The organism is Neorhizobium galegae (assembly GCF_017877135.1).
GTDB lineage: Bacteria > Pseudomonadota > Alphaproteobacteria > Rhizobiales > Rhizobiaceae > Neorhizobium > Neorhizobium galegae_A.
Genome location: NZ_JAGIPH010000004.1, coordinates 408,747 through 435,439 on the forward strand (window position 1 = coordinate 408,747; position 26,693 = coordinate 435,439).

The 26,693-nt window shown below is 62.1% G+C and carries 20 protein-coding genes; 9 read left to right on the forward strand and 11 right to left on the reverse strand.

Translation table 11 applies throughout. The features are described 5' to 3' along the window. Positions 1-29 precede the first annotated feature (29 nt). Positions 30-1,028: a bile acid:sodium symporter family protein gene (locus tag J2858_RS14815; protein WP_210105571.1), complete on the reverse strand. Its 999-nt coding sequence runs from the start codon at positions 1,026-1,028 to the stop codon at positions 30-32. Positions 1,029-1,119: 91 nt separating this feature from the next. Here J2858_RS14815 and J2858_RS14820 point away from each other — a divergent pair, with 91 nt between their 5' ends. After that, the gene (locus J2858_RS14820; RefSeq protein ID WP_210105572.1) at positions 1,120-1,980 is read left to right on the forward strand and encodes a LysR family transcriptional regulator; all 861 of its coding nucleotides are present in this window, start codon (positions 1,120-1,122) and stop codon (positions 1,978-1,980) included. Positions 1,981-1,998: 18 nt separating this feature from the next. On the opposite strand, the gene J2858_RS14825 is transcribed toward J2858_RS14820, so the two are convergent. Continuing rightward, positions 1,999-3,051 (reverse strand): threonine aldolase family protein, encoded by a 1,053-nt coding sequence (locus J2858_RS14825; RefSeq protein WP_210105573.1) that lies wholly within the window; start codon positions 3,049-3,051, stop codon positions 1,999-2,001. Positions 3,052-3,581: 530 nt separating this feature from the next. On the opposite strand from J2858_RS14825, the gene gltB reads away from it, so the two are divergent. The 3 genes from gltB (at position 3,582) to J2858_RS14840 (ending at position 10,708) form a co-directional block, all read left to right on the forward strand. After that, positions 3,582-8,246, forward strand: coding sequence for a glutamate synthase large subunit (gene gltB, locus J2858_RS14830; protein WP_245366257.1), 4,665 nt, complete (start codon positions 3,582-3,584; stop codon positions 8,244-8,246). Between the two features lie 331 nt (positions 8,247-8,577). Further along, positions 8,578-10,032: a glutamate synthase subunit beta gene (locus tag J2858_RS14835; protein WP_210105574.1), complete on the forward strand. Its 1,455-nt coding sequence runs from the start codon at positions 8,578-8,580 to the stop codon at positions 10,030-10,032. A gap of 91 nt (positions 10,033-10,123) precedes the next feature. Next, on the forward strand, positions 10,124-10,708 hold the full coding sequence (locus tag J2858_RS14840) for a nucleoside 2-deoxyribosyltransferase (protein WP_210105575.1): 585 nt from the start codon (positions 10,124-10,126) through the stop codon (positions 10,706-10,708). A gap of 3 nt (positions 10,709-10,711) precedes the next feature. Here J2858_RS14840 and J2858_RS14845 read toward each other — a convergent pair whose 3' ends face one another. Both J2858_RS14845 and J2858_RS14850 read right to left on the reverse strand, forming a co-directional pair. Beyond that, entirely contained in the window at positions 10,712-11,878 is a 1,167-nt protein-coding gene (locus J2858_RS14845; RefSeq protein WP_348635493.1) for a DUF459 domain-containing protein, read from the reverse strand. Between the two features lie 85 nt (positions 11,879-11,963). Further along, entirely contained in the window at positions 11,964-13,187 is a 1,224-nt protein-coding gene (locus tag J2858_RS14850; protein ID WP_210105577.1) for a lytic murein transglycosylase, read from the reverse strand. A 206-nt stretch (positions 13,188-13,393) separates the two neighbouring features. Between J2858_RS14850 and galU the strand changes: the two genes are divergently transcribed. Further along, a complete protein-coding gene (gene galU, locus J2858_RS14855) occupies positions 13,394-14,278 on the forward strand; it encodes a UTP--glucose-1-phosphate uridylyltransferase GalU (protein ID WP_210105578.1) in 885 nt (294 codons plus the stop codon). Positions 14,279-14,341: 63 nt separating this feature from the next. Here galU and J2858_RS14860 read toward each other — a convergent pair whose 3' ends face one another. After that, a complete protein-coding gene (locus J2858_RS14860; protein ID WP_210105579.1) occupies positions 14,342-15,769 on the reverse strand; it encodes an outer membrane beta-barrel protein in 1,428 nt (475 codons plus the stop codon). A 175-nt stretch (positions 15,770-15,944) separates the two neighbouring features. Between J2858_RS14860 and J2858_RS14865 the strand changes: the two genes are divergently transcribed. Next, positions 15,945-16,940 (forward strand): KpsF/GutQ family sugar-phosphate isomerase, encoded by a 996-nt coding sequence (locus tag J2858_RS14865; protein WP_210105580.1) that lies wholly within the window; start codon positions 15,945-15,947, stop codon positions 16,938-16,940. A gap of 7 nt (positions 16,941-16,947) precedes the next feature. On the opposite strand, the gene J2858_RS14870 is transcribed toward J2858_RS14865, so the two are convergent. Both J2858_RS14870 and J2858_RS14875 read right to left on the reverse strand, forming a co-directional pair. After that, entirely contained in the window at positions 16,948-17,409 is a 462-nt protein-coding gene (locus J2858_RS14870; protein ID WP_210105581.1) for an NfeD family protein, read from the reverse strand. A 4-nt stretch (positions 17,410-17,413) separates the two neighbouring features. Continuing rightward, a complete protein-coding gene (locus tag J2858_RS14875; protein ID WP_210105582.1) occupies positions 17,414-18,439 on the reverse strand; it encodes an SPFH domain-containing protein in 1,026 nt (341 codons plus the stop codon). A gap of 174 nt (positions 18,440-18,613) precedes the next feature. Here J2858_RS14875 and queC point away from each other — a divergent pair, with 174 nt between their 5' ends. The 3 genes from queC (at position 18,614) to J2858_RS14890 (ending at position 21,225) form a co-directional block, all read left to right on the forward strand. After that, complete coding sequence (queC, locus tag J2858_RS14880) at positions 18,614-19,321, forward strand: 7-cyano-7-deazaguanine synthase QueC (protein ID WP_210105583.1); 708 nt, start codon at positions 18,614-18,616, stop codon at positions 19,319-19,321. 159 nt (positions 19,322-19,480) lie between these two features. Next, positions 19,481-20,473 (forward strand): GNAT family N-acetyltransferase, encoded by a 993-nt coding sequence (locus tag J2858_RS14885; protein WP_210105584.1) that lies wholly within the window; start codon positions 19,481-19,483, stop codon positions 20,471-20,473. Next, complete coding sequence (locus J2858_RS14890; RefSeq protein ID WP_210105585.1) at positions 20,473-21,225, forward strand: MBL fold metallo-hydrolase; 753 nt, start codon at positions 20,473-20,475, stop codon at positions 21,223-21,225. Before J2858_RS14885 ends, J2858_RS14890 begins: the two co-directional genes overlap by 1 nt. Positions 21,226-21,273: 48 nt before the next feature. Here the strand turns inward: J2858_RS14890 and hemH are convergent, their stop codons facing one another. The 4 genes from hemH to J2858_RS14910 form a co-directional block, all read right to left on the reverse strand. Then, positions 21,274-22,308 (reverse strand): ferrochelatase, encoded by a 1,035-nt coding sequence (gene hemH, locus J2858_RS14895; protein ID WP_210105667.1) that lies wholly within the window; start codon positions 22,306-22,308, stop codon positions 21,274-21,276. 149 nt (positions 22,309-22,457) lie between these two features. Then, positions 22,458-24,437, reverse strand: coding sequence for a 5'-nucleotidase C-terminal domain-containing protein (locus J2858_RS14900; RefSeq protein WP_210105586.1), 1,980 nt, complete (start codon positions 24,435-24,437; stop codon positions 22,458-22,460). A gap of 222 nt (positions 24,438-24,659) precedes the next feature. Then, positions 24,660-25,022 (reverse strand): outer membrane lipoprotein Omp10, encoded by a 363-nt coding sequence (gene omp10 / locus J2858_RS14905; protein WP_210105587.1) that lies wholly within the window; start codon positions 25,020-25,022, stop codon positions 24,660-24,662. A 154-nt stretch (positions 25,023-25,176) separates the two neighbouring features. After that, on the reverse strand, positions 25,177-26,628 hold the full coding sequence (locus tag J2858_RS14910; protein ID WP_210105588.1) for a homospermidine synthase: 1,452 nt from the start codon (positions 26,626-26,628) through the stop codon (positions 25,177-25,179). Positions 26,629-26,693 lie beyond the last annotated feature (65 nt).

Sequence of the window (26,693 nt, forward strand, 5' to 3'; positions counted from 1 at the left end):
CGAGGCGCCCTTGTGGCCGCCTGCCTCTGTCAGATCTTGGAGGGTTCAACCGCCATGGGCACGGCGGAGGCGGCACGCTTTGCCGCATATTTCTGGGCAATCACCGCGCAGACCATCAGCTGGATCTGGTGGAACAGCATCAGCGGCAGAACGATGGCGCCGATGCTCTGGCCCGCGAAGATGGCGCCTGCCATCGGCACACCGGAGGCAAGGCTCTTCTTCGATCCGCAGAAGGTGATGGTGATCTCGTCTTCCTTGTTGAAGCCGAGAAGCCGGCTGCCGAACATGGTGATCGCCAGCACGAGCGCCAGCAGCAGCGCATCCAGAACCAGCACGACGCCGATATCGCGGATGGAAAACGTCTGCCACAAACCTTCGTTGACCGATTCGGAAAAGGCGAGATAGACGACCATCAGGATCGAGCCGCGGTCGACCGGCATCAACAGCTTCTTGCGGCCGCGGATCCATTTGCCGATCCACGGCTCCAGGATCTGGCCGAGGATGAACGGGGCAAGAAGCTGCAGAAGAATGGTCTCCAGCGCATCCAGAGAGAAGCCGGAACTGCCGGTTGTCGTCATCAACAGGCCAACCAGCAGCGGCGTCAGGAACATGCCGAAGAGGTTGGAGGCCGACGCCGAGCAGATCGCGGCCGGCACATTGCCGCCGGCAATCGAGGTGAAGGCGATGGACGACTGCACGGTGGAGGGCAGCACGCACAGGAACAGGATACCGATGTAAAGCTCAGGCTTCAGGATCTCGCCGGGAATATAGCCGGCGGCAAGGCCGAGCAGCGGAAAGATCGCGTAGGTGACGGCAAGAATGGTCAGGTGCAGGCGCCAGTGCAAGACGCCGGCAATCACCACGTCGCGCGACAGCCGCGCGCCATGGAGAAAGAACAAGAGGGCGATGGCGCAATCCGTCGCAATGCCGAAATAGTCGGCGAAGGCGCCCTTGGCGGGGAGGAAGGAGGCGATGATGACCGTCGTCACCAGCATCAGGTTGAAGCGATCGGGAAGAAAGCGGCTCATGGGCAGGCATCCTAACGTGGCAGGCAGGATTTACCCTTCACCCATCATGATGCAAGATGCAAACACTAACAGTTATCACGGATTGCAATAAATGCTGAACCTCACTCACCTGTCGAGCTTCGTCATGTTGCAGCAGACCGGCAGTTTTACTGCGGCGGCCGAGCGGCTGGGGATTGGCCAGCCGACGCTCACCCAGCACATCCAGCGCCTGGAACGGTCGCTCGGGCGCCAGCTGATCGACCGCACCACGCATCATGTGCGGCTGACGGCAGAAGGCGAAGCGCTCATCGGCTATGCGCGCGGCATGCTGGATCTGAACGGCCGTGCGCTGTCATTGTTTTCGGAAAATCGCCTGCGCGGTCGCCTGCGGCTCGGGGTGTCGGAGGATGTGGTGGCAAGCCGCCTGACCGGCATTCTGGAGGATTTCATCCGGCTTTATCCGCTGGTCGATCTGGAGCTGACGGTGGCGCTCAGCGCGACGCTCACCCAGATGCAGGATGTCGGCGATCTGGATCTGGTGCTGGCCAAGCGCCATATCGGCGAAACCCATGGTCGGCTGCTCTACCGCGAACCGCTCATCTGGCTGGCGCGCGATCCGGATCTGGTGCGTCTGCAGGAGGATAAGCCGCTGCCGCTCATCGCCTTTCCGCCGCTCAGCATCACCCGCAAGGCCGCGCAGGATGCGCTGGACCGGGCAAAAATTCCGTGGCGGATCGTCTGCACCTGCGCAAGCCTCAGCGGGCTGACGGCGGCAGCGCGGGCCGGCATGGGCGTGCTGGTTCAGCCGCGCAGCATGGCGCCGGAGGGCCTTCGCGAAATTGCCGGCGCCCGTCTTCCGGTTCTGGAGGACGTGGAGTTCGTGCTGGTCGCCAGACGGGGCGCCGATCAGGCTCTGGTGGAGGCGCTGTCGAGCCTCATTACCTCGCAGATCGTGCCGCATCCGGCGCCGTGACCGATCGTCTAGTCCGCCTCAGCCTGCGGCGATCACATCCAGGAAGGCGTCGACGTCCTGGGCTTCCGTTGCAAAGCTGGTGACGAGGCGGATGAGAACGGCGTCGTCTTCGACCGGTTCGGCCATGTCGTGCGGCTCCAGCCAGTCATAGAACTTGGCGCCCTTGGCTTCGGCGGCCTTGGCGGTGTCTTTTGGAATGACGGCAAACACTTCGTTCGCGCTGGTTTCCCAGGCAAGGCGGGCGCTGTTGGATGCGGCAAGGCCGGCGCGCAGGCGATCCGCCATGGCATTGGCGTGACGGGCAAGATCCAGCCAGAGATCATCCTGCAGATAGGCTTCGAACTGGGCTGCGATGAAACGCGACTTGGAAAACAGCTGCGCCGAACGCTTGCGGATGAACGGCAGTTCCTTGGCCATGTCCGGATTGAAGAACACGATGGCTTCGGCGCACCAGCAGCCGTTCTTGGTGCCGCCGAAGGATAGAACATCGACGCCACGCTTCCAGGTCATTTCAGCAGGCGTCGTGCCGATCTGGACGAGCGCATTGGCAAAGCGGGCGCCATCCATATGCAGCGGCAGGCCGTTTGCCTTGGCCACGCGGGAAATCTCTTCGATTTCGGCCAGGGAATAGACGGTGCCGAACTCCGTCGCCTGCGTCATGGTGACGGCGGTGGCGCGGCCGTGATGGACGGCATCCTGCGGATAGCGGGCGATGCGGCTCGACAGGATTTTGGGATCCATCTTGCCGTTGCGGCCATCGACGGGTGACATGCGCATGCCGCTGAAAAAGTCCGGCGCGCCGCATTCATCCTCGATCACATGCGCTTCCGTATGACAGAAGGTGACGCCGCCGGGCTTGGCAAGGCTTGCCAGCGACAGGGAATTCGCCGCCGTGCCGGTTGCCACGAAGAACACCGAGACTTCGCGCTCGAAAATCTCGTTGAAACGCTGCTCGATGGCCTGATCGAGCGCGCTGGTGCCATAGGCGGCGGCAAAGCGGGTCGATTCCTTCATCAGTCGCTCGTTGATGGCGTGATGGGCGCCAGCCCAGTTATCCGAGGCAAAAAACATGAAATTGCAGACTTTCAAGACGTGTGGGGCAGCCGGGAAACGGCCGGCGGCGCCAGCCGCTCGACCCGGAGATTAGGCCGATATCCGCGAGGTTCAATAGGTTTTACCCGTCATCGACGCCCGGACCTGTTTTGGAAGCAAGGAAGAAGATCATTCTCGCCATGTTGACGTAATTTTGTTGCTCCATTGGTCGTTGTTCCCGACATTTTCAGCCAGAACGGGTGTCGGAATTTTATGGCGGGCACCTTGCGCGAACGCCAAATTTCTGTCATAGGAATTGAGAATTAGGGCAGTCTTCCTGTCCTAATTTGCCAAACGAGAGCGCAGAATTCCGTTAACCTTTGTTTTTAAAGGGTGGCTGTCTTCTGCGCTACGCGTGTGGCCTCTATGATTGTGCTGGCCCGCAGAGCGAGGTCCATCACCCTGGTCAACCCTGTCCGCTTGTGCGGCCTGTAGGAGGAAAGACGATGACGAAGGTTCATGCACCAGAAGGCTCTGCGGCCGGCTCGGACGAAGCCGTGAAAGCCGCCATGCCTTTCCGCCGCCTGTCCGCTTCCGGCCTGCCGCTGGCGCAGGGGCTTTACGATCCGCGCAACGAACATGATGCCTGCGGCGTCGGCTTCATCGCCCATATGAAGGGCCAGAAGTCGCACCAGATCGTCAAGGACGGCCTGTTCATCCTGGAAAACCTGACGCACCGCGGTGCCGTCGGCGCCGATCCTTTGATGGGGGACGGGGCCGGCATCCTCGTGCAGATCCCCGACCGCTTTTTCCGCGAGGAAATGGCCAAGCAGGGCGTGACCCTGCCAAAGGCCGGCGAATATGCTGTCGGCCATATCTTCATGCCGTCAGACCCCGAGCAGATCGAGCACTTCAAGAAAGTGATGATCGACGTCATCGCCGAGGAGGGCCAGCAGTTCCTCGGCTTCCGCGATGTGCCGGTCGACAACTCCTCGCTGTCGAAGGCGCCGGATATCGCTGCGACCGAACCCTATCACTGTCAGGTCTTCATCGGCGCCGGCCGCGATGCGGCGACGAACCATGACTTCGAGCGCAAGCTGTTCTTGCTGCGCAAGGTGATCTCCAACCGCATCTACGATGCTTTCGGCGGCCAGGAGACCGGCTTCTACCCGGTGTCGCTGTCATCCTCGACCATTGTCTACAAGGGCATGTTCCTCGCCTATCAGGTGGGCGCCTATTACAAGGATCTGTCCGATCCGCGTTTCGAAAGCGCGGTCGCCCTCGTGCACCAGCGCTTCTCCACCAACACCTTCCCGTCGTGGAAGCTGGCGCATCCGTACCGCATGGTCGCCCATAACGGCGAAATCAACACGCTGCGCGGCAACGTCAACTGGATGGCGGCGCGCCAGGCGTCCGTCTCCTCGCCCTTCTTCGGCGACGACATCTCCAAGCTTTGGCCGATCTCCTACGAGGGCCAGTCCGATACGGCCTGCTTCGACAACGCGCTCGAATTTTTGGTGCGTGGCGGTTATTCCATGGCCCATGCGGTGATGATGCTGATCCCGGAAGCCTGGGCGGGCAACCAGTCCATGAGCCCGGAGCGCAAGGCCTTCTACGAATACCATGCCGCCCTGATGGAGCCGTGGGACGGCCCGGCGGCCGTTGCGTTTACCGATGGCAAGCAGATCGGCGCGACGCTCGACCGCAACGGTCTGCGTCCGGCCCGCTATGTCGTGACCGACGACGACCGTGTGATCATGGCGTCCGAAGCCGGCGTTCTGCCGGTGCCGGAAGAAACCATCGTCAAGAAGTGGCGCCTGCAGCCGGGCAAGATGCTGCTCATCGACATGGAAAAGGGCCGCATCGTCTCCGACGAGGAGGTGAAGCTGGAGCTTGCCACGCAGCATCCTTACCGCACCTGGCTTGATCGCACCCAGCTGATCCTGGAAGAGCTGAAGCCCGTCGAGCCGCGCGCGCTGCGCCGCGACGTGTCGCTGCTCGACCGCCAGCAGGCCTTCGGCTATACCTCGGAAGACACCCGCATCCTGATGTCGCCGATGGCAACGACGGGGCAGGAAGCTATTGGCTCGATGGGCACCGATACGCCGATCTCGGCCATGTCGTCGAAGTCGAAGCTGCTCTACACCTATTTCAAGCAGAATTTTGCCCAGGTCACCAACCCGCCGATCGATCCGATCCGCGAGGAGCTGGTGATGAGCCTCGTCTCCTTCATCGGTCCGCGCCCGAACATTCTCGATCACGAGGGGGCCGCCAAGGCCAAGCGCCTGGAAGTGCGCCAGCCGATCCTGACCAATGGCGATCTCGAAAAGATCCGCTCCATCGGTCACACGGAAGACCGTTTCGACACCAAGACGCTCGACTTCACCTATGACGTGGAGCGTGGCGCCGAAGGCATGCCGGAAATGCTGGATCGTCTCTGCGAGCGGGCGGAAGCGGCCGTCAAGGGCGGCTATAACATCATCGTGCTTTCGGACCGCCAGATTGGCCCGGATCGCATTGCGATCCCGGCGCTTCTGGCCACCGCCGCCGTGCACCATCACCTGATCCGCAAGGGGCTTCGCACCTCGGTCGGGCTCGTGGTCGAATCGGGCGAGCCGCGCGAGATCCATCACTTCTGCTGTCTCGCCGGTTTCGGCGCCGAAGCCATCAACCCCTATCTTGCCTTCGATACGCTGACCGACATGCATGCGCGCGGCGAATTCCCCAAGGAAGTCGATGCGAGCGAAGTGGTCTATCGCTACATCAAGGCCGTGGGTAAGGGCATCCTGAAGGTCATGTCCAAGATGGGCATTTCCACCTACCAGTCCTATTGCGGCGCGCAGATCTTTGATGCGATCGGCCTGTCGTCCGAACTGGTGGAGAAGTATTTCTTCGGCACGGCTACCTCCATCGAAGGCGTTGGCCTGGCGGAAATCGCCGAGGAAACCGTTGCCCGCCACCTGTCGGCCTTCGGCAAGGACCCTATTCTCGCCACCAACCTCGATATCGGTGGCGAATATGCCTACCGCATGCGCGGCGAAAGCCATGCCTGGACGCCGGATGCGGTCGCCTCGCTGCAGCATGCCGTGCGCGGCAACAGCCAGGAGCGTTACCGCGAGTTTGCCGCCATGGTGAACGAGACGGCGCTGCGCATGAACACCATTCGCGGCCTCTTCAAGGTGAAGTCGGCGGCCGATATCGGCCGCACGCCGGTCTCCATCGACGCGGTGGAGCCGGCGGTGGACATCGTCAAGCGTTTTTCCACGGGTGCCATGTCCTTCGGCTCGATCAGCCGCGAGGCGCATACCACGCTGGCCATCGCCATGAACCGCATCGGCGGCAAGTCGAACACCGGCGAGGGCGGCGAGGAGAGCGATCGCTATCTGCCGCTTGCCAACGGCAACCAGAACCCGGAACGCTCGGCCATCAAGCAGATCGCCTCCGGCCGCTTTGGCGTGACCACGGAATATCTGGTCAATGCCGACATGCTGCAGATCAAGGTGGCGCAGGGTGCAAAGCCCGGCGAGGGCGGCCAGTTGCCTGGCCACAAGGTGGATGCGACGGTTGCCAAGACCCGCCACTCCACGCCGGGCGTCGGCCTCATCTCGCCGCCGCCGCACCATGACATCTATTCGATCGAAGATCTGGCGCAGCTGATCTTCGATCTGAAGAACGTCAACCCGGCCTCCGATATTTCCGTGAAGCTCGTCTCGGAAGTGGGCGTCGGTACGGTGGCTGCGGGCGTGGCAAAGGCGCGTGCCGATCATATCACGGTGGCCGGCTTCGACGGCGGCACGGGCGCTTCGCCGCTCACCTCGCTGAAGCACGCCGGTTCGCCATGGGAAATCGGCCTTGCCGAAACCCAGCAGACGCTGGTGCTGAACGGCCTTCGCTCACGCATCGCGCTGCAGGTGGATGGTGGTTTGAAGACCGGCCGTGACGTCATCATCGGGGCGCTTCTCGGGGCCGACGAGTTCGGCTTTGCCACCGCGCCGCTGATTGCCGCCGGCTGCATCATGATGCGCAAGTGCCATCTGAACACGTGTCCCGTCGGCGTTGCGACGCAGGATCCGGTTCTGCGCAAGCGCTTCAAGGGCACGCCCGAGCACGTCATCAACTACTTCTTCTTCGTCGCCGAAGAAGTGCGCGAAATGCTGGCGGCCCTCGGCTTCACCCGCCTGGACGAGATCATCGGCGCTTCGGAACTTCTGGAAAAGGACGAGATGATCGCCCACTGGAAGGCCAAGGGGCTCGATTTCTCAAAAATCTTCCACAAGGTCGATGCACCCAAGGAGGCAACCTTCTGGACCGAGCGCCAGAAGCATCCGATCGACGACGTTCTGGACCGCAAGCTGATCGAAAAGTCCGCTCCGGCGCTGGAATCCAAGGAGCCGGTGGTCTTCGAAGTGCCGATCAAGAACGTCGACCGTTCCGCCGGTGCCATGCTGTCGGGCGCGCTGGCCAAGCGCTGGGGCCACAAGGGCCTGAAGGACGACACGATCCATGTCACGCTGCGTGGCACGGCCGGCCAGTCGTTTGGCGCCTTCCTTGCCCGCGGCATCACCTTTGATCTCGTGGGTGACGGCAACGACTATGTCGGCAAAGGCCTGTCGGGTGGCCGCATCATCGTGCGCCCGCCGGAAAATTCACGGCTTGCCGCAGAGCATTCGATCATCGTCGGCAACACGGTGCTTTACGGCGCCATCACCGGCGAGTGCTATTTCCGCGGTGTCGCGGGCGAGCGCTTTGCCGTGCGCAACTCCGGTGCGATTGCCGTTGTCGAAGGCGTGGGCGACCACGGCTGCGAATACATGACGGGCGGCATCGTCGTCGTTCTGGGTGAAACCGGCCGCAACTTCGCAGCCGGCATGTCCGGCGGCGTGGCCTATGTTCTCGATGAAACCGGCGATTTCGCCAAGCGCTGCAACATGGCGATGGTCGAGCTCGAGCCGGTGCCGGAAGAAGACGACATGCTGGAGAAGCTCCACCATCATGGTGGCGACCTCATGCACAAGGGCCGTGTCGATGTCTCCGAAGATATGACGCGCCACGACGAGGAACGTCTCTACCAGATGATTTCCAACCATCTCCACTACACGGGCTCCAACCGGGCCAAGGAGATCCTGGATCGCTGGACCGAGTACCGTCCGAAGTTCCGCAAAGTCATGCCGGTGGAATACCGTCGTGCGCTCGAGGAAATGGAACGCATGCGCATGGGCGTTGCGGCGGAATGATTGGTTTTCGGCGCCCTGTGGTAAGAGTTTGAACTCAATCCGGAGGGCGCCGATGGGACCGCAGACAAGAGAATGCGAAAGCAACATCACCAGAGAAGGGAATCGTCGTCTTATAGCACTTCCAGATGACTTCTTCCTTTAGGGGCAGAGGATCATTATTCGCCAGGAGAGGGACGGAACGATTACGATCCATCCGGCGGAAGCTGCGGCAATCGAGGCTATGAGTATTAAGTTCAATCCCTTCGCTGATTGGGATGACGATACTTCGGCAAAGACGACGACACCTGGTTAGTAACGTGCTGCGCTAGCGGCGAAGATTGAGGGATGAAACATGGGCAAGGTTACGGGTTTCATGGAAATCGACCGGCAGGTGGCAAAGTACCAGCCGGCGTCGGACCGCATTCGCCATTTTCGCGAGTTCACGATCCCTATGTCGGAACCGGAAGTGCAGAAGCAGGCCGCGCGCTGCATGGACTGTGGCATTCCCTATTGCCACGGCCCGACCGGATGTCCGGTTCACAACCAGATCCCGGACTGGAACGATCTTGTTTATAACAACAAGTGGGAGGAGGCGATCCGCAACCTCCATTCCACCAACAATTTCCCGGAATTCACCGGCCGCGTCTGCCCGGCGCCGTGCGAGGAAGCCTGCACGCTGAACCTGGAAGATGCGCCCGTCGCCATCAAGACGGTCGAGCAGGCGATTGCCGACAAGGCTTATGAATTGGGCTTCATCGCGCCGCAGCCGGCCACCATCCACACCGGCAAGAAGGTCGCCGTCATCGGTTCCGGTCCTGCAGGGCTTGCCGCTGCCCAGCAGCTTGGTCGTGCCGGCCATGAAGTGCATGTCTATGAGCGCGAGTCCAAGCCCGGCGGGCTGCTGCGTTACGGCATTCCGGACTTCAAGATGGAGAAGAATTTCATCGATCGCCGCGTCGAGCAGATCAAGGGCGAGGGCGTCACCTTCCATTGTGGCGTCAATATCGGTGTCGATCTGCCGATGGAAAAGCTGCTGGCCGAGCATGATGCGGTGATCTATTGCGGCGGTTCGGAAACGCCGCGTCCGGCCGGCATTCCGGGCGTTGACCTGCACGGTGTCTATGATGCCATGCCCTATCTCGTGCAGCAGAACCGCCGCGTCGGTCGCGAAAACATCGACAGCGTCGGCTGGCCGTCGGAACCGATCCTGGCGGGCGCAAAGCATGTCGTGGTCGTTGGCGGTGGCGATACGGCGTCCGACTGCGTCGGCACGGCCTTCCGCCAGGGCGCCGTGAAGGTGACCCAGCTCGACATCCGCCCCATGCCGCCGGAAAAGGAAGACAAGCTTGCCGTCTGGCCGTTCTGGGCCACCAAGATGCGCACCTCCTCTTCGCAGGCCGAAGGCGCCAACCGCGAATTCCAGGTCGCAACGCTGGAATTCGTCGGCGAGGATGGACAGTTGACGGGCGTGCGCTGCTGCCAGGTGGACGAGCGCCGCAAGCCGATTGCCGGCACCGACTTCATCATCAAGGCTGACCTTGCCTTCATCGCCATCGGCTTCTCCGGCCCGGCAAAGGACGGCGTGCTGTCCGACATGGAGGGCAAGCTGGCGCTCAACGTCGATCGCCGCGGCTCGACCAACGTCATTGCCAACGAGCGCGATTACAAGACCTCCGTCGACAAGCTCTGGGCTGCCGGCGACGTGCGCCGCGGCCAGTCGCTGGTCGTCTGGGCGATCCGCGAAGGACGCCAGGTGGCACGTGCCGTCGACGAGGCGCTGATGGGCGCCTCGGTTCTGCCGGCCTGATCCATGTCCTGCCTGTCAGCCCGGTTCGCCGGGCTGACCTTTTAGACGTCCTTCTTTTTTTCACACTCGTTTATTGCCGGATACCGGTTTCATGACCTTGAAACTTTACCTCGCCGGGCCGGAGGTTTTCCTGCCCAATGCCCGCGACATGCTCGATGCCAAGGCCGCCATGGCCCGTGCCTACGGCTTTGAGCCGATCTGCCCGGGCGATGTGACGATCGAACCGGCGCCGACCCGCCATGCCTTCGGCCTGAAGATCAGCGGCGTCGACGAGGACATGATGAACCGTGCCGATGGCGTCATCGCCAACCTGACGCCGTTTCGCGGCATTGCGGCCGATGTCGGCACCGCCTTTGAGCTGGGCTACATGTGCGCGCAGGGCAAGCTCGTGGCCGCCTATACCAACATGACCGCCAACCATTTTGCCCGGACTCGGGATTTCTACGCCGGCGATATTCGCGAAGGGGCCGATGGGCGCAAGCGCGGTCCCGACGGCATGTCGCTTGAGGATTTCGACATGATCGAGAACCTCATGCTGCACGGTGGCATCGAGCGGCGCGGCGGGCATATCGCCATCCATGACGCCGCAGCCGATGCGCTCTACACGGACCTGACGGCTTTCGAGGAGTGCCTTGCGGTTCTCGCCGCAAGACCGGCTGCCTCCGAACGGGCTTGAGGTTTACCGGGTCGCGCCGGTCACATCCATGCGATAGTAGTCGACGCGGCCAATGGGGGCTTCCTTCAGTTCCCCTTTGGTCACCAGCAGGTCGCGCGGCGAATCCGCTGCAGCGGGCAGGGGGCGGGACGCCCCCATCAGCGTTTCACCGCCATCGAGACTGGGGTCTGACAGGCTGATCGGCTGCGTCTTCACCGGCGTCTCGGCCTGCGGCGGCAGGCTGGAGAGCAGCGGCAGGTCGCCGGCATCGAGCCGGATGAGGTCGGTCACCGACAGGTCGCCGAGATGGCGGCGCGCCAGTTTTTCCACATAGAAGGCAAGCTTGCGCTTGCCGGCATCGGTAAAGCCGATACCGTCCTGGGCGCGCAGCCGCACCGGCTGGCCGTTGATGTCCGAGCCGCTGACGATGAACTGGCCCCCTTCGCTGACAAAGCCATCCCAGATATCGACGAACTCGCCGCCGGCCGCTTCCACCTGTTTCTGGTAGATGCTGTTCAGGGTGACGGCATCGGCCGTGAGCGAGGGCGATTCAAAGGGCGGCAGGCCGACCCAGAGGACGGGCAGTTTCTGGGCGGTCGCGAGCGTGACAAGCTTCGTCACCCGGGCCTCGTATTCCCCAAACCAGCGGTCGGTGCGAAACCGTTCGCGCCCGCCCGCCATCTGCATGGTCTGGCGGTCATTGGCGCCGATCATCACCACGACCAGCTTCGGCTTTTCCGCGGCAATCAGCCTTTCCAGTTCCTTTGGCCAATCCAGGTGGTCCTCGCGCACCAGGCCGGAGGAGCCGGAGCCCTGCTCGAGGATTGAAACAGAAGGATCGTCCGCGAAGGCGGCGGTGAGCCCCTTGCCAAGGCCCATCGCGGTAAAATCGCCGATGACGAGGATCTTGCGGGCGTTTTCCATCTTTTGCACGGCCGGCGGCGCGGTCACGGCCGTGGCATCGGCGGCCCCTGCCATCGGCACCGGCGCTCGTTCGGGCCGGGGAGCGGTGACGCGTGCCGGCTGGCGGCGACGTTGCGGCTGGGTGTTGAGGTTGATGATGGAGCGCTCCTGCACCTGGCGCCGGTTGCCGAAGAAGAGATCCATCAGCGTGCGCCGCTCCTGCGCTGCCGCATCGGGCAGGCCAAGCGGCAGGGCGAGCGGAAAGGCCAGCGCGCTCAATAAAAGCACGCGCCCCCATCGCTGTCGGCTCGCCCCGTTTCTGATCATTCCATCCTGTCTTTCGTTCAGAGGCCGGTGCTTGACCTCCAACAGCTTACTTGCGGATCCGCCTCAGAAGGGCCTGCGACGGCTCTCCATCGGCTTCCATGCCGAGCCGCGCCTGCAGGGCGCTGATCGCTGCTTTCGAGCCGGAGCCGAAATTGCCGTCGATCTCACCATTGTAATAGCCAAGCTCTTTCAGGCGGCTCTGCAGTTCGAACTTCTCCTTCATGTCAAGCGCGCCTTGCGGGCGTGGCCAGGGCTGTGAGATACCGCCATAGCCGGCAATTTCGTCAGCCAGAAGGCCGACCGCCAGCGCATAGCTGTCGGCTGCATTATAGCGCTTGATGACAAAGAAGTTCTTCACCATCAGGAAGGCCGGACCATTGGCGCCCGCCATCAGTTTCAGCTCCGCGCGGTCGCTCTGGCGCGGGAAACCCTTGCCGTTCGGGCGCGTGAATCCCAGCGCTTCCCATTGCGCCAGCGTCTTGGTCTGGCCCTCATACCGCGCAGCGCCGCGCGGTAGAACCGCCTCGTAACCCCAGGTCTTGCCCGCCTGCCAGCCATTCTTGGCCAAGAGATTGGCCGAGCTTGCCAGCGCATCGGGAACCGAGTTCCAGATGTCGCGGCGTCCGTCGCCATCGGCATCGACTGCATAGAGCAGGTAACTTGTCGGGATGAACTGCGTATGGCCCATGGCCCCTGCCCAGGAGCCGGTGAGGTGGCGTGGCGTCACATCGCCCGATTGCAGGATCTTGAGCGCCGCGATCAGCTGTGTGCGGGCAAATTTCGAGCGCTTGGCGTCGGCCCAGCCAAGCGTTGCGAGCGCCTGCGGCACATGGTGCAGACGATCCGGCTTTTCCAGAACAGAACCATAGTTGGATTCCATCGACCAGATCGCCAGCAGAATATGCTTGTCCACGCCGAAGTGATTTTCGAGGCCGGCAAGAAGGCGTCCGTGCTTGGCCAGCATTTCGCGGCCGATGCGCACGGTAAACGGGTTGACGCGCGAATCCAGATACTGCCAGATTTCCGATTTGAACTCCGGCTGGTAGCCCGCTTTCTGCAAAACGTCTTCGTCGGGGCCTGTTATGCCGGCGAAAGCCTTGTTATAGGTCGCGCGGGTGATGCCGCTTGCCGCGGCCGTCTGGTAGAAATTGGCAACCCAGGACTTGAAACCCTGGTCTGCTCTGGCATCTATTGCGGTGCCCGAAAGCGTGATGGCTGCAGTCACGCACAGGGCAAAGCCTGCGAAACGATGTTTGGAGAAGATTTTCATCGGCAGTCGTGTTCCTTCTGTCCGGCCTGAAAATTGCCAGGATCGGGAACCACGCCCTGGCATTGACCGAAGGGTAGACGGACAATGTCAATAAATTCTTTACCATGCGAACACGGATCTGTCATTGTTTGTGAATATGTGATGATTATCCGCTACCAGAAATTTTGCGTCGCACCAAAATGATTGAAGTGCTTTAGGAGGCATGATTGGCAAACCAGAAAATTCGAAAAGCCGTATTCCCCGTCGCAGGACTTGGAACCCGCTTTCTTCCCGCCACCAAGGCTGTTCCAAAGGAAATGCTGACGGTCGTCGACAAGCCGGTGATCCAGTATGTCGTCGATGAAGCGGCAGAAGCCGGCATCGAGCATTTCGTTTTCGTCACCGGCCGCGGCAAGGGCGTGATCGAAGACTATTTCGACATCCAGTTCGAACTCGAGCAGATGCTGCGCGAGCGTAACAAGAACGCCGAGCTGACGCTTCTGGCGGATCTTCTGCCGACCGCCGGCACCGCAAGCTTCACCCGCCAGCAGGTTCCGCTCGGTCTCGGTCACGCCGTCTGGTGCGCCCGTGACATCGTCGGCGACGAGCCGTTCGCGGTTCTCCTGCCCGACATGATCATGTCGTCGGAGAAGAGCTGCCTGAAGGGCATGGTCGAGCTTTACGACAAGACCGGTGGCAACGTTCTGGCCGTCGAAGAATGCGCTCCCGACCAGACGCACAAGTACGGCATCGTCGGCGTTGGCGACAAGGTTGGCGACGAAGGCTTCAAGATCACCGAGATGGTCGAAAAGCCGGCCAAGGGCACGGCCCCGTCCAACTTCTTCATCAACGGTCGCTACATCCTGCAGCCTGAAATCTTCAAGATCCTGGAAACCCAGGAGCGCGGCGCCGGCAATGAGATCCAGCTCACCGACGGCATGCTGGCGCTTGCCAAGGCACAGGAATTCGCCGGCTATCACTTCAAGGGCGAAACCTATGACTGCGGCGCCAAGGATGGCTTCATCCTGGCAAACCTTGCCTTCGCACTGAAGCGCGGCGACATCCGCCCGCTGATCGAAGGCCCGCTGAAGGCGATGACCTCGAAGATCTGAGTTTTACGCTTTGAACGAAAAGGCCCTGCGGAACATCATCCGCAGGGCCTTTTTTATGCGCGGTCAGCGCTTGAGGCTGAGGCCAATACCGGCGCGCCAGAGATTGCTGTCGGCGCCGCCGGCATTGGCGGTGTGTTCATAGCCGATATTGGCCGTCACGTCGAAATAGCGGTTGACGCTCCAGATGAGGCCGGCGCCCGCCTGCCAGTCGGTTTCATCCGCTGCCGTGGGAAAATCGCGCCGCGTGGCAGACGCCGTGAGGCGCCCGGTAAGATCGTTGAGGATCTGGTGTGTGAGGCCGGCCGACAGCTGGTATTCGCTCCAGCCACTGGCGCCGGCCGTCGTAGCGTCCTGAAGCGTGGTGCGAAGCCCCAGATCGACATCCGTGCCCCGGTGCGGCGACCAGAAGACGGTGCCATCCAGCGTAACGGCATTGAGGGCGGCAAGGCGGGCATCTTCGTAATTCACCGTCGCATAGCCGATGCCGAATTCGCCGCGCAGCTTTTCACCGAAATCGAACTGAAGCCCGCCGCGACCGCCATAGCTTATCGACGACCGCTCGTAGCCCGACGCATCGCGGGTGGCATCATAGACGGCGCGACCAAGCCGTGCGTCGATGAAGGGAATGAGCGCGGGCGAGAGTTCATAGCCGAGCCGCAGGCGACCTTCCACGGCGGTCCGGTCGCGGTCGCTGAGAGACAGGCTGCTGCCGTCGGAGAGGCGGGCCGTGCCATAGGTGGTGCGTGCCGCATCGATGGCGGCGGTGCCGCGCAGCACGCCGAAATCCCGCTCCAGCGATGCGCCTGCCGAATACCGGTTGACCCCGGCCTGGGTGGTAGCCCCGCTCACGGCATTCGGATCGCCGGTATCCTCACGCTCGAAGGCATAGCCACCGGTGATGTGGCCAGTGGTGTTGCCGGAGAGGTCGAGGCGCAGATCAGCATCGAGTCGGCCTTCCGGATCCGTGCTACCGCGCCCGCCGACATTGCGCTCATAGGTGCCTTCTCCGGTGACCGTCAGCTGGTGGCGGGCCCAGTCGGAGGTGAGCGTGCCATTGGCTGTTGTGGCGAGATAGCTGCGGGTGGATTTTATGCCGCCGCTCGTCGTCGTTTCGCTGTTGAGGCTCTGGTTGATCGTCGGGCGAAGCGTGAACGTGCCGAGCCGGATGCCGGTGCCGTCGTCGCGGCGGTCTATGCCTTCACCGGCGTCGATGCCGGTCTCCATCGGGTTCTGCGCGCCATCGATCAGCTGGCTGAGGTCATCCGCCTGGTCCTCTTCCGGCGACGCCTCCTGCAGCATGCCGCCGCGCAGGGGCACAGCACCAACGGGCACGGTGGAGGAATTTGCCGCCCCCTGCGGATCGGTACCGGACATCTCCGGCGACTGCGCAGAGGAGGCCGTGGCTTGCGCCAGCACCGCGGTTGCCAACAGCAGCGTCGCCGGCATCCTGTGCCGGGAAACCAGTCCGGCGAGGAGGAAAGTGGAGATCATTGCGTGGCCTGACAGGAAAACGGGCATGAAAACAGTGTTAGCCAATGCTAAAGCAACGTGGTTAATGTTTCCTTGTTGGATGAGTGCAGCTTGTCGCAGTGGTGGGCGCAGACCGTACGATCTGCGGCCTATGTCCACATGGACTTCGCCGGGAAACGGCGCTATGGCATCGCCCATGAACACGAACGCCCTGCAGACAGAAGAGTTTGACGCGGTTGCTTCGGCGCTGCGCACGATCGCAACAGAGAAGCGCGGCCTTGAAGCGCTGGAAACGGCGCTGGCCGACGGTCTGGGCGAGCCCATGCGCCAGGCCATCCGCCTGGTGTCCGCCATTACCGGCCGTGTCATCGTGACGGGGGTTGGAAAAAGCGGCCATATCGGCGCAAAAATTGCCGCAACGCTTGCGTCCACCGGCACGCCGGCCTCGTTCGTCCATGCCGCCGAAGCCAATCACGGTGATCTCGGCATGATCGCCGGCAATGATCTCGTGCTGGCAATCTCCAAGGGTGGCGAAAGCGCAGAGCTCAAAAGCATCATCGCCTATACACGCCGGTTCTCCATTCCGCTCGTCTCGCTCACCTGTGCGCCCACATCGTCGCTCGCGCGTGAAAGCGATGTGGTGCTGCTGTTGCCCGCCGAGCAGGAAGCCTGTCCGCATGGGCTGGCACCCACCACGTCGACGCTGATGCAGCTTGCGCTTGGCGATGCACTGGCGGTGGCGCTTCTGGAGGCACGCGGCTTCACGCCGAGCGATTTCCACGTCTTCCATCCCGGCGGCAAACTCGGCGCGAGCCTCACCCATGTGCGCGATATCATGCACACCGGCGATCGCCTGCCGCTGGTGGCGCGCGGCACGCCGATGGTGGAGGCGGTGCGCACGCTGTCACACAAGCATTTCGGCTGCGTCATCGTGCTGGAGGAAGACGGTCGGCTGGCGGGCATCGTCACCGAAGGCGATATGGCGCGCAATCTCAGCCGCAATCTCGGCGAACTCTGCGTCGATGACGTGATGACGACAACGCCGAAGACGATTGCGCCGAATACGCTCGCCACGGCAGCGCTGGGCCTCATCAACAAGCACAATATCGGCGCGCTGATCGTGGCTGACGAGAACCGTTATCCGGTCGGCCTCGTGCATTTCCACGATCTTTTGCGCATCGGCGTCGTCTGACAGAAACTCAGGCGACCGGTTCGACGATCAGCTCGCTGCCGGTCCAGTCGGCCACGCGCACGCGCATGCCGGCGGGAAGGTCAGGCCCGGTCACCGACCACCAGGTATCATCCAGCCGGATGCGGCCGCGGCCCTCGCGGATCGGCTCGACCAGCGTCGCCGTCCGCCCGACAAGGCTGTCGCCGCGCCGGTTGAGCAGTGGCTGGTCGCTTTCCCCGTGCCGGCGGGCAAAATAGCTGCGCCCGACAAAGGTGATTGCCAGCGACAGCACGGCAAACAGCACCAGTTGCAGCTGCCAGCTCCACCAGACCTCTCCCCAGAGCGCCAGCGAGGCAGCGCCGACAACCATGGCGGCGAGCCCGATCCAGATCAGGAAAACGCCGGGCGCTGCCATTTCGGCCGCCAGCAGCGCCATGCCGAGGATCCACCAGCTCCAGGGACCAAGCCAGGCGACGAGGTTGATCAGCATGACCTTAGGTCTCGGTTCTGGGTTGGTTGAACGGGTTTACGCTCGGCGTGGTGCGGTTGGCGGATGGCTGCGGCGGGGCCGGCACGCGCGGCGGCTTCTGTGCATTCGGCGTCTCGCCAAACACCTCGCGGGCAATGGCCCCGATTCCGGCCAGCGACCCGATTAGCGATGACGCCTCCATCGGCATCAGCACGATCTTGGAATTGGGCGCCGTGCCGATCGAGGCCATGGCTTCGGTGTATTTCTGCGCCACAAAGTAGTTGATGGCGTTGACGTCGCCGGCGGCAATCGCCTCCGAGACGACGCGGGTGGCCTTGGCTTCGGCTTCGGCCAGACGCTCGCGCGCTTCGGCCTCGCGGAAGGCCGCCTCGCGGTCGCCCTCGGCTTTCAGCACGGCGGCCTGCTTGGCGCCCTCGGCCCGCAGGATCTGCGCATTGCGCGAGCCTTCGGCTTCCAGCACCTGCGCGCGCTTTTCGCGCTCGGCCTTCATCTGCCGGCCCATGGATTCGACGAGATCGCGCGGCGGTTGGATATCCTTGATCTCGACGCGCGTGACCTTGATCCCCCACGGCCCGACGGCATCATCCACCACGCGCAGCAGCCGCTCGTTGATCACCTCGCGGTTCGACAGAAGCTCGTCGAGATCCATCGAGCCCATGACCGAACGGATATTGGTCATGGTGAGGTTCTGGATGGCATTTTCGAGGTTGGAGATCTGGTAGGCCGCCTGTGCAGGATTGAGGATCTGGTAGAAGGCCACGGCATCGGCGGATACGCTGGCATTGTCCTTGGTGATCACCTCCTGCGTCGGAACGTCCAGCACCTGCTCCATCACGTTCATCTTGGCGCCGAGCCGGTCGATGAAGGGGATGATGAGATTGAGACCCGGATCGAGCGTGCGCGTATAACGCCCAAAACGCTCCACCGTGTAACGATAGCCCTGCGGCACGGTCTTGATGCCGGCAACCAGCACCAGAACCACAAAGGCGACAAGTGCGATGACGACGATATCGAAGCCGGAAAATTCCATGAGCCCCTCCAAACGGGTTTAAGCAGGTGTCCCTCATGTAGGCCATGCGGCATGCCGAGGCCAGAGGCGAAGCATGGGATGACGGTGATTTGCGCGCGCTCGCCTTTTGCTGTATCCGCCGTGCGCAGAAATATCCGGTCGCAGCCTACCCGGTTAAAACAAGGACCCTGACCTATGAAGACACTCGTCGTCTGCTCCGGCGGACTCGATTCCGTTTCGCTTGCTCACAAGGTGGCGAAAGAACACACCCTGATCGGCCTCATCTCCTTCGATTATGGCCAACGCCACAAAAAGGAGCTGGAATTTGCCGCCCGCGCGGCAAACCGTCTCGGCGTTCCCCACGATATCATCGACATCTCCGGCATCGGTCGGCATCTCTCGGGCTCCGCGCTGACGGATGATCTCGACGTGCCGGACGGGCATTACGCCGAAGAGACGATGAAGGTGACGGTGGTGCCGAACCGCAACGCCATCATGCTCGCCATCGCTTTTGGTCTGGCCGCTGCCCGCAAGGCGGATGCCGTGGCCGTCGCCGTCCATGGCGGCGATCATTTCATCTATCCCGATTGCCGTCCCGGCTTCATCGACAGCTTTCAGGCGATGCAGAAAGAGGCGCTCGACGGTTACGCCGACGTGACGCTGATGGCGCCGTTCGTCAACGGCTCGAAGGCCGATATCGTCGCCGAAGGTGCGCGCCACGGCACGCCGTTCGGCGAAACCTGGTCTTGCTACAAGGGCGGCGAAAAACACTGCGGACGCTGCGGCACCTGCGTCGAGCGTCGCGAAGCCTTCTTCCTTGCCGGCGTCGACGATCCGACGGATTACGCGGACCCGGATTTCTGGAAGGCCGCCACATCGGGCTTTCGCGCCGAGGCGGTGTGACGGCCGCTCCCATTCCATCTCTTGATTGGTGCATCATCGGAGTTTGCGGCAGTCTCGGATCATGCCGGGCCCTGCACCATGAAGCGCGATGTCCTATACCAAGTGTCGATGATAGAAACCTATAGGACAGGCTTATCGAGCTTTCTGGCTAGGAGGGGTTTGCAGAGCGATGCTTTCGCATCGGTCAAGAACCTCGACAACGCCAGAAAGCTCGATAAGCCTGCCGGCGGTGGGTCACGACCGGTCCCTGCCGTCGTTGCGGCGCTTGCCCGATGCGTCAGTATCGCGCTGCGCACCGCGCCTAGCCAGAAACCGGTCGTGACCCATCCTATAGGTTCCTATCACCGACACTTGGTATCAACCTATCTCAACCGGGAACCGTTGAAGACGATTTCCCTGTCGAAGTACCTGCATGGCTATCCGCAGGATACGCAAGCGTTCCACGTGCGGGGGCAAAGGGGCGAGGCGGTCCTGGTTCTGCTGCGTGTCAGCGCCAGTGCCTATGACCGCGAAACCTATCCGACCGCCGGCTTTGTCTGCTTTATCGCCAGCGACGATCCGGAACTGACGACCCGGCTTCTCGCCCATGTCCCGCGCGATTGCCGCCTCGTGTTCAAGCTTGCGGGGGAGGCGGATCGCGTTGCGGTGGCAAAGGTCTTTGATCTTCGTCGCACCACAAGCTTTCTATCGTTCACAGGGCAGGGTCCTGCAGGATCTTGCGAGGCTGATCTTCCTCGACCGGTGACCGGCGATCTGTCGCCGGAGGCTTGGTCGCTGTTTGAAGCAAGGGGTTATGCGCGCGACTGGTTGATGCCGCTTCTGGCTGCGGACAGCGCTTTCGTCGTGGAGGCGCGCCACGAGGGGGCTGCCGTTTCGGTCTGTTTCGCCTTCCAGAATAGCGGCGACCTCTGGGAAGTCGGAGGCCTCTCCACCCGTCCCGATGCGCGCCGCAAGGGCCATGCCGCTCGCGTGGTGTGCGCAGCCTTTGCCGAACTGGAGAGGCGCGGTCTGCAGGGCCGCTATGTCGTCGAAGAAACCAACCAGCCGTCCCTGCAGCTTGCCCGCGCGCTCGGCCTGCGCCATGCGCTGACGCTCACGCATTTTCTCACTCTTGCGCCGGTCGAAAGCGGCCTTGTCCCGGAGGACGCCTGATGAAACTGCAACTGATCCGCAATGCCACGCTGAAACTTGTCTATGGCGGGTGCACGATCCTGATCGATCCCTATCTCGCCCCGCGCCACAGCCTTCCCTCCTACACGGGCAAGTCGCCGAACCCGCTGGTCGAGCTGCCGTGTTCCATCGAGGATATTCTCGACGGCGTCGAACTGGTGATCGTCTCGCACCTTCATTCGGATCACTTCGACAGCGTTGCCAAGGCGCGGCTGCCAAAGGACCTGCCGATCCTCTGCCAGCCCGGCGATGAGGACACGATCGGGGCGGCCGGATTTCTCGACATCACACCGCTGGACGACAGTGTTCAGTGGCAGGGTATCACCATCACCCGCCAACAGGGCAGCCATGGCCTCGGGCCGGTGCGTGCAAAGATGGGCTCCGTCATGGGTCTTTCGCTCGAGGCCCCCGGCGAGGCTCAAATCTACTGGGCGGGCGATACGGTGCTTTATCCGCCCGTCCTCGATCAGGTGGCGATGATACGCCCGGATGTGATCGTCACGCATTCCTGCGGCGCTGTCTGGGATAGCGACTTGATCGTCATGGATGCGGCGCAGACTGTCGAACTTTGCAAGGCCGCACCCCTGGCGACGGTGATTGCCACCCATATGGAGGCGCTCGATCACGCCACCACCAGCCGTGCCGATCTGCGGACCGCCGCCGATGCCGCAGGAATCGCACCTTTGCGCCTGCTCATCCCTGGTGATGGTGACGAGATCAGTCTCGGTGCCTGAGACCGGATCAAGCGGCGTCGGTCGGACCGGTCGCCGCCTGCCTTGTCCTCACACCCAGCCCTTGAGCTCGTTGCGCACCACATGCTCGATCACCCGCATGCCATCGGGGCTGTCGTTGAGACACGGAATGTGGGTAAACTTCTCGCCCCCATTGTGCAGAAAAATCTCGCCGGCTTCCTCGGCAATTTCTTCCAATGTTTCCAGGCAATCGGACACGAAGCCGGGGTTCAGCACGGCAATGCGCTTGACGCCGTCCTTGGCGAGTTGTTCCACTGTTTTGTCCGTATAGGGCTGCAGCCATTCTTCCGGTCCGAAGCGCGACTGGAAGGTCAGCATCAGCTTTTCCTTCGGCCAGCCAAGACGGTCACGCAGCAGGCGCGTCGTCTTGTAGCACTGGCAGTGATAGGGATCGCCCTTCTTGAAATAGGACATCGGAATGCCGTGATAGGAGGTGATCACCAGTTCCGGTTCCCAGTCGAGCTTGGCCAGATGCTGCTCGATGGAATTGGCGAGCGCGTCGACATAAACGGCATCGTCATGGTACCGGGGCACGGTGCGCAGCGCCGGCTGCCAGCGCATCTTCAAAAGTGCCTTGAAGGCCTCGTCATTGACGGTTGCGGTCGTGGCGGCGGCATATTGCGGATAGAGCGGATAAAGCAGGATCTTTTCACATCCCGCCTTCTGCATCTCGTCCATCTTCGCCTGGATCGCGGGCTGGCCGTAGCGCATGGCCCAATCCACATGCACATGCGGCAGATCTTTCAGAGATTCAGCGAGTTTTTCGGCCTGGCTGCGCGTGTAGGTGCGCAGGTAGCTCTCATCGAGATCGTTGTTCCAGATGCTCTTGTAGGCCTCGCCGACCTTTTGCGGGCGCTTGTTCAAGACGATGCCGTAGAGGATCGGATACCAGAGCAGGCGCGACCATTCGATCACACGCCGGTCGGTGAGGAATTCCGCCAGATAGCGGCGCATCGACTTGTAATCGGTACCGTCCGGCGTGCCCAGATTGACAAGCAGAACGCCAACCTTGCCGAAGCGAACCGGAGGGTGATCGGACGGAAGGTGATTTTCGGCGGCGTTCATCATCTTGAAGTTTTCCCCGGAATGTCTGCGGATGCATCCCACGCTACGCGCGCCGGAGGCAATCGGTTCTATCTAGGAATAAAAAACGGCCCGGGGAAGCCCCGGACCGATTTCTTGCGCGTGACAATTGGTCCGCCAAAATCGTGCGGTTACTTGGCCGGCAGTTCCAGCGTGGCGCCGATGGCAATGATGTTGGGATTGCGCAGCGTGTTGGCCTTGGCAATCTTCGTCCATTCTTCGCCGTCGCCATAGGTGCTTTCGGCGATCTTCCAGAGCGAATCGCCCTTGACGACCGTGTATGTCTTCGGTGCGGGAGCGGCCGCTGGAGCAGCAGCGGCCGGAGCAGGCGCGGCAGCCGGAGCAGGCGCGGCAGCCGGTGCCGGAGCAGCGGGGGCGGCAGGTGCAGCAGCAGGAGCCGGGGCGGGTGCCGCAGGCGCTGCAGCCGGAGCAGGCGTTGCGGCAGCCGTTGCCGGAGCCGGGGCTGCCGGTGCCGGAGCCTTGGCAGGAGCGACATAGCCGGCCGGCGTCAGGTCGGTGATGCGGCCGTCCGTATAAGGCTTGTAGGGCGAGTTGGCGGCAATATAGTCAGCCACGGCCTGTTCGAGGTTCGGCCCGAAGTCGTAAGGGTTGACCGCATTGGTTGCGAACATCTTGAAGCCGTCGCCGCCGCCGCGCACATAATTGTTGGTAACGACGCCATAGGTTTTTGCCGGATCGATGGCGACGAAGGCATCGCCTTCCTTGACCATCACGGCGCTGACGCGGCTGCCGACCGGCTTGGAACGGTCGAAGGAATATTTCATGCCGCCGACTTGCGCAAAACGTCCGGCGCCATCTTCCATCTGGCTCGTGCCGTTTTCAAGGGCGGCCACGAGGTCTGCACCCTTGATCTGGAAGGTGGCGATGGTGTTCTGGAACGGCAGCACTGTCAGCACTTCGCCCATCGTCACATCGCCCTGGTCGATGGAGGCGCGAAGACCGCCGCCGTTGACGATGGCAATGGTGATGCCCTGTTCCTTCACCTTGGCAAGCGACGCATCCGCCACGAGATTGCCCATCGAGCACTCGACGGCGCGGCAGGATTTGCGGTCGCCATCGATCAGGCCTTCGGACGTGCCGACGACCTTCTTCTTCAGCTCTTCCAGCGGTGCGCCAAGCTCCTTGACCTTGGCGGTATAGGCTTCATCCGGGGTGACGGACGCATCGAGCAGCTTTGGCGCGCCGGTTGCGGATTTTACCACGCCGTTGTCATCGAAGGTGACCTTCAGCTCGCCGAGATATTTGGAATAGGCATAGGAGGTGACAACCGGCACTTCGACGCCCGCCGGGTTCTTGACGAGCGTCGGATAGGGGCCCAACGATTTCGGATCGGTGGACGACAGATAGGTGTGGCTGTGACCGCCGACGATCACGTCGATGCCGTCCACGGAGGCGGCGATCTGCTTGTCCTTGTTGTAGCCGACATGCGTCAGCGCGATGATCTTGTTGACACCCTGGCCCTGAAGATCCGCAACGGCGCTCTTCAGGTAGGTGATCTCGTCCTCGAACGAGATATCCGGGCCGGGCGAGGAGGTTTCGCCGCTGTCGGTTGCAAGAACCGAAACGACGCCAACCTTCTGGCCGCCGATCTCCTTGACCACATAGCCCTTGTACTTGCCGTCGAGCAGCGAGCCCTTCTTGGCAATGGTGTTGCCGGAGATGATGGGGAATTTCAGCGCACCGATGAACTTGTTGAGCTCCTCCGGGCCATCGTCGAATTCGTGATTGCCGATGGCCATCACATCAAAGCCGATGCCGTTCATGAAATCGGCAACGGGCGCGCTCTTGAAGGTGGAGTAGTAGAGCGAGCCCTGGAACTGGTCGCCGGCATCCAGAACGAGGATATTGGCGCCGGCATTGTCCTTGCGGAAACCGTCGATGGCGCTTTTGACGCGGGCAATGCCGCCAAAGCATTCCTTGGCATCGGCTTCCTTCTGCGAGCAGGTGGCGTCGGACTTGTTGATCGCCTCGATGCGCGAGTGCAGGTCGTTGATGTGCAGGATGTCCAACTGGTAATCGGCAAAGGCGACCCCTGAGGAAAGGGCAAGCACTGTCGCGGCAATTGCGCTGAAACCTATATGTCTGATCATCCTGGTCTGCTCCTGTTGCAAGCGACGATACCGCCGCGCTGTTCCGCCTGATTGTAGTTCGGGTTTATGACACTCGTTCCACTTTTCATGTTTCCATCAAGGGAAAGCGACTTCAAGCGAAATGTGACAGTAGTGTAACCGCAAACGGATGCGCGCAAAACACGAAACCCCGCCGGAGCGGGGTTTTGCGGGAGCTCATAGCTCCAGGAAAATCCGGCCGTCTTAGCCGCGGCGGGTCAGCGAGAACTGCGAGCCGGTATCGGCGGTGCAGTTGAGCTGGCTTGGCGAGACAAGCGCGCAGTTGACGCGGGACTGGGTGCGGCGGACGATGGAGGTCATGTTGATCTCCACCAGCGTCGGCGACACATTCGTGTAGGTGCCGCTGGCCAGAAGCGCGTTGTTGTCCGTCGAGCGTGTGCTGAACGTGCCGCCCTGGAAGGTGGACACGATGCCATTGGGATCAACCCAGGCACCTTCGACGCCCTGCGGCTGCGCCGGCGGAAGCGCACGTTGCGTCGGCTGCGAAACGCAGGCGCTCAGCATCAGGGCGGCGGACACGAGCACGAGGCTCTGTTTGATCTTCATTGCGTGGTCTCCCGCGATTCTTCTGCACCGTGAGGTCGGGCCACGATGCTGCGAACCCTTAATCTAATGCAAGGCGGACGGTTGCACAGTCCGCCTTGCAAGGTTTTGAACGGTTTTCCCCGGCTGACTGCCGGGATGTGTCAGGCGCGGGCGATCAGCTGCGGACCAGAATGTTCTTGAACTGCCAGGGATCCTTCTCGTCGAGGTCTTCCGGGAAGAGGCCCGGGCGGCCATCGAGCGGGGTCCAGTCCGTATAGTGGCCTTCAACCGGGCCGAGATAGGGCGACTGCACTTCCAGGCAGCGCTTGTAATCCACTTCGTCGGCTTCAACGATGCCGGCCTTCGGGTTTTCGAGCGCCCAGACCATGCCGGCGAGAACCGCCGAAGTGACCTGCAGGCCCGTTGCGTTCTGGTAAGGCGCGATGCGGCGGGTTTCTTCCAGCGACAGGCGCGAGCCGTACCAGTAGGCGTTCTTTTCGTGGCCGTAGAGCAGGACGCCGAGTTCGTCGATGCCTTCCTCCAGCTCGTCCTCGTCGAGAACATGCAGGACCGGCTGCTGGTGGCCGCCATTGCCGAACATTTCATGCAGCGACAGAACCGCGTCATTGGCCGGGTGGTAGGCGTAATGGCAGGTCGGGCGATAGACCACTTCGCCATCCTTCTCCACCGTGAAGTAATCGGCAATCGAGATGGATTCGTTATGGGTCACCAGGAAGCCGTATTGCGGGCCAGGCGTCGGGCACCAGGTGCGCACGCGCGTGTTGGCGCCGGGCTGTTCCAGATAGATGGCGGCCTTGCAGCCCTTCTTGTGCTTCTTGGCGTTCTTCGGCATCCAGTTTTCATGCGTGCCCCAGCCAAGCTCTGCCGGCTGCAGGCCTTCCGAGATGAAGCCTTCGACCGACCACGTGTTCCAGAACACGTTCAGCGGCTTTGGGTGCTTGGTCAGCTGCGTGTCGCGCTCGGCAATGTGGATGCCCTTGACGCCGAGCTTCTTCATGAGCTTGGCCCAGCCTTCGCGGTCGTTCTGGTCGGGCTCTTCGAACTTCAGGCCGGTGTCGTTGGCAAGGTTGACCAGCGCCTGCTTGACGAACCACGAAACCATGCCCGGATTTGCGCCGCAGGTGGAAACGGCCGTCGTGCCGCCGGGGTTCTTGCGCTTTTCCGCGCGCACGGTTTCGCGCAGCGCATAATTGGTGCGCTCGGAATTCTTCATGCTCTTGTCGAAGTAGAAGCCGAGCCACGGCTCGACGACGGTATCGATGTAAAGCACGTCCAGCTTGCGGCAGAGCTTCATCAGGTCGAGCGAGCCGGTATCGACCGACAGGTTGACGCAAAAGCCCTGGCCTTCGCCTTCTGTCAGAAGCGGCTTCAGCAGGTCCTTGTAGTTTTCCTTGGTGACATGCGCCTTGATGTGGCGGATGCCGTGCTTTTCGAGGATCGCGATGTCGGACGGTTCTTCGCGCGGGTCGATGACGACCATCCGGCTCTTGTCGAACTTGAAGTGACGTTCGATGAGCGGCAGCGTGCCGCGGCCGATGGAGCCGAACCCGATCATGACGATGGGCCCGGTGATTTCGGCATAAACCGGATGGGTAATTTCAGTCATCTGTTGCTCCTTCGGCCCGCGGCCTCGTGCCGTCCGTAACCGTGTTTTTTCTACGCAAATTCACC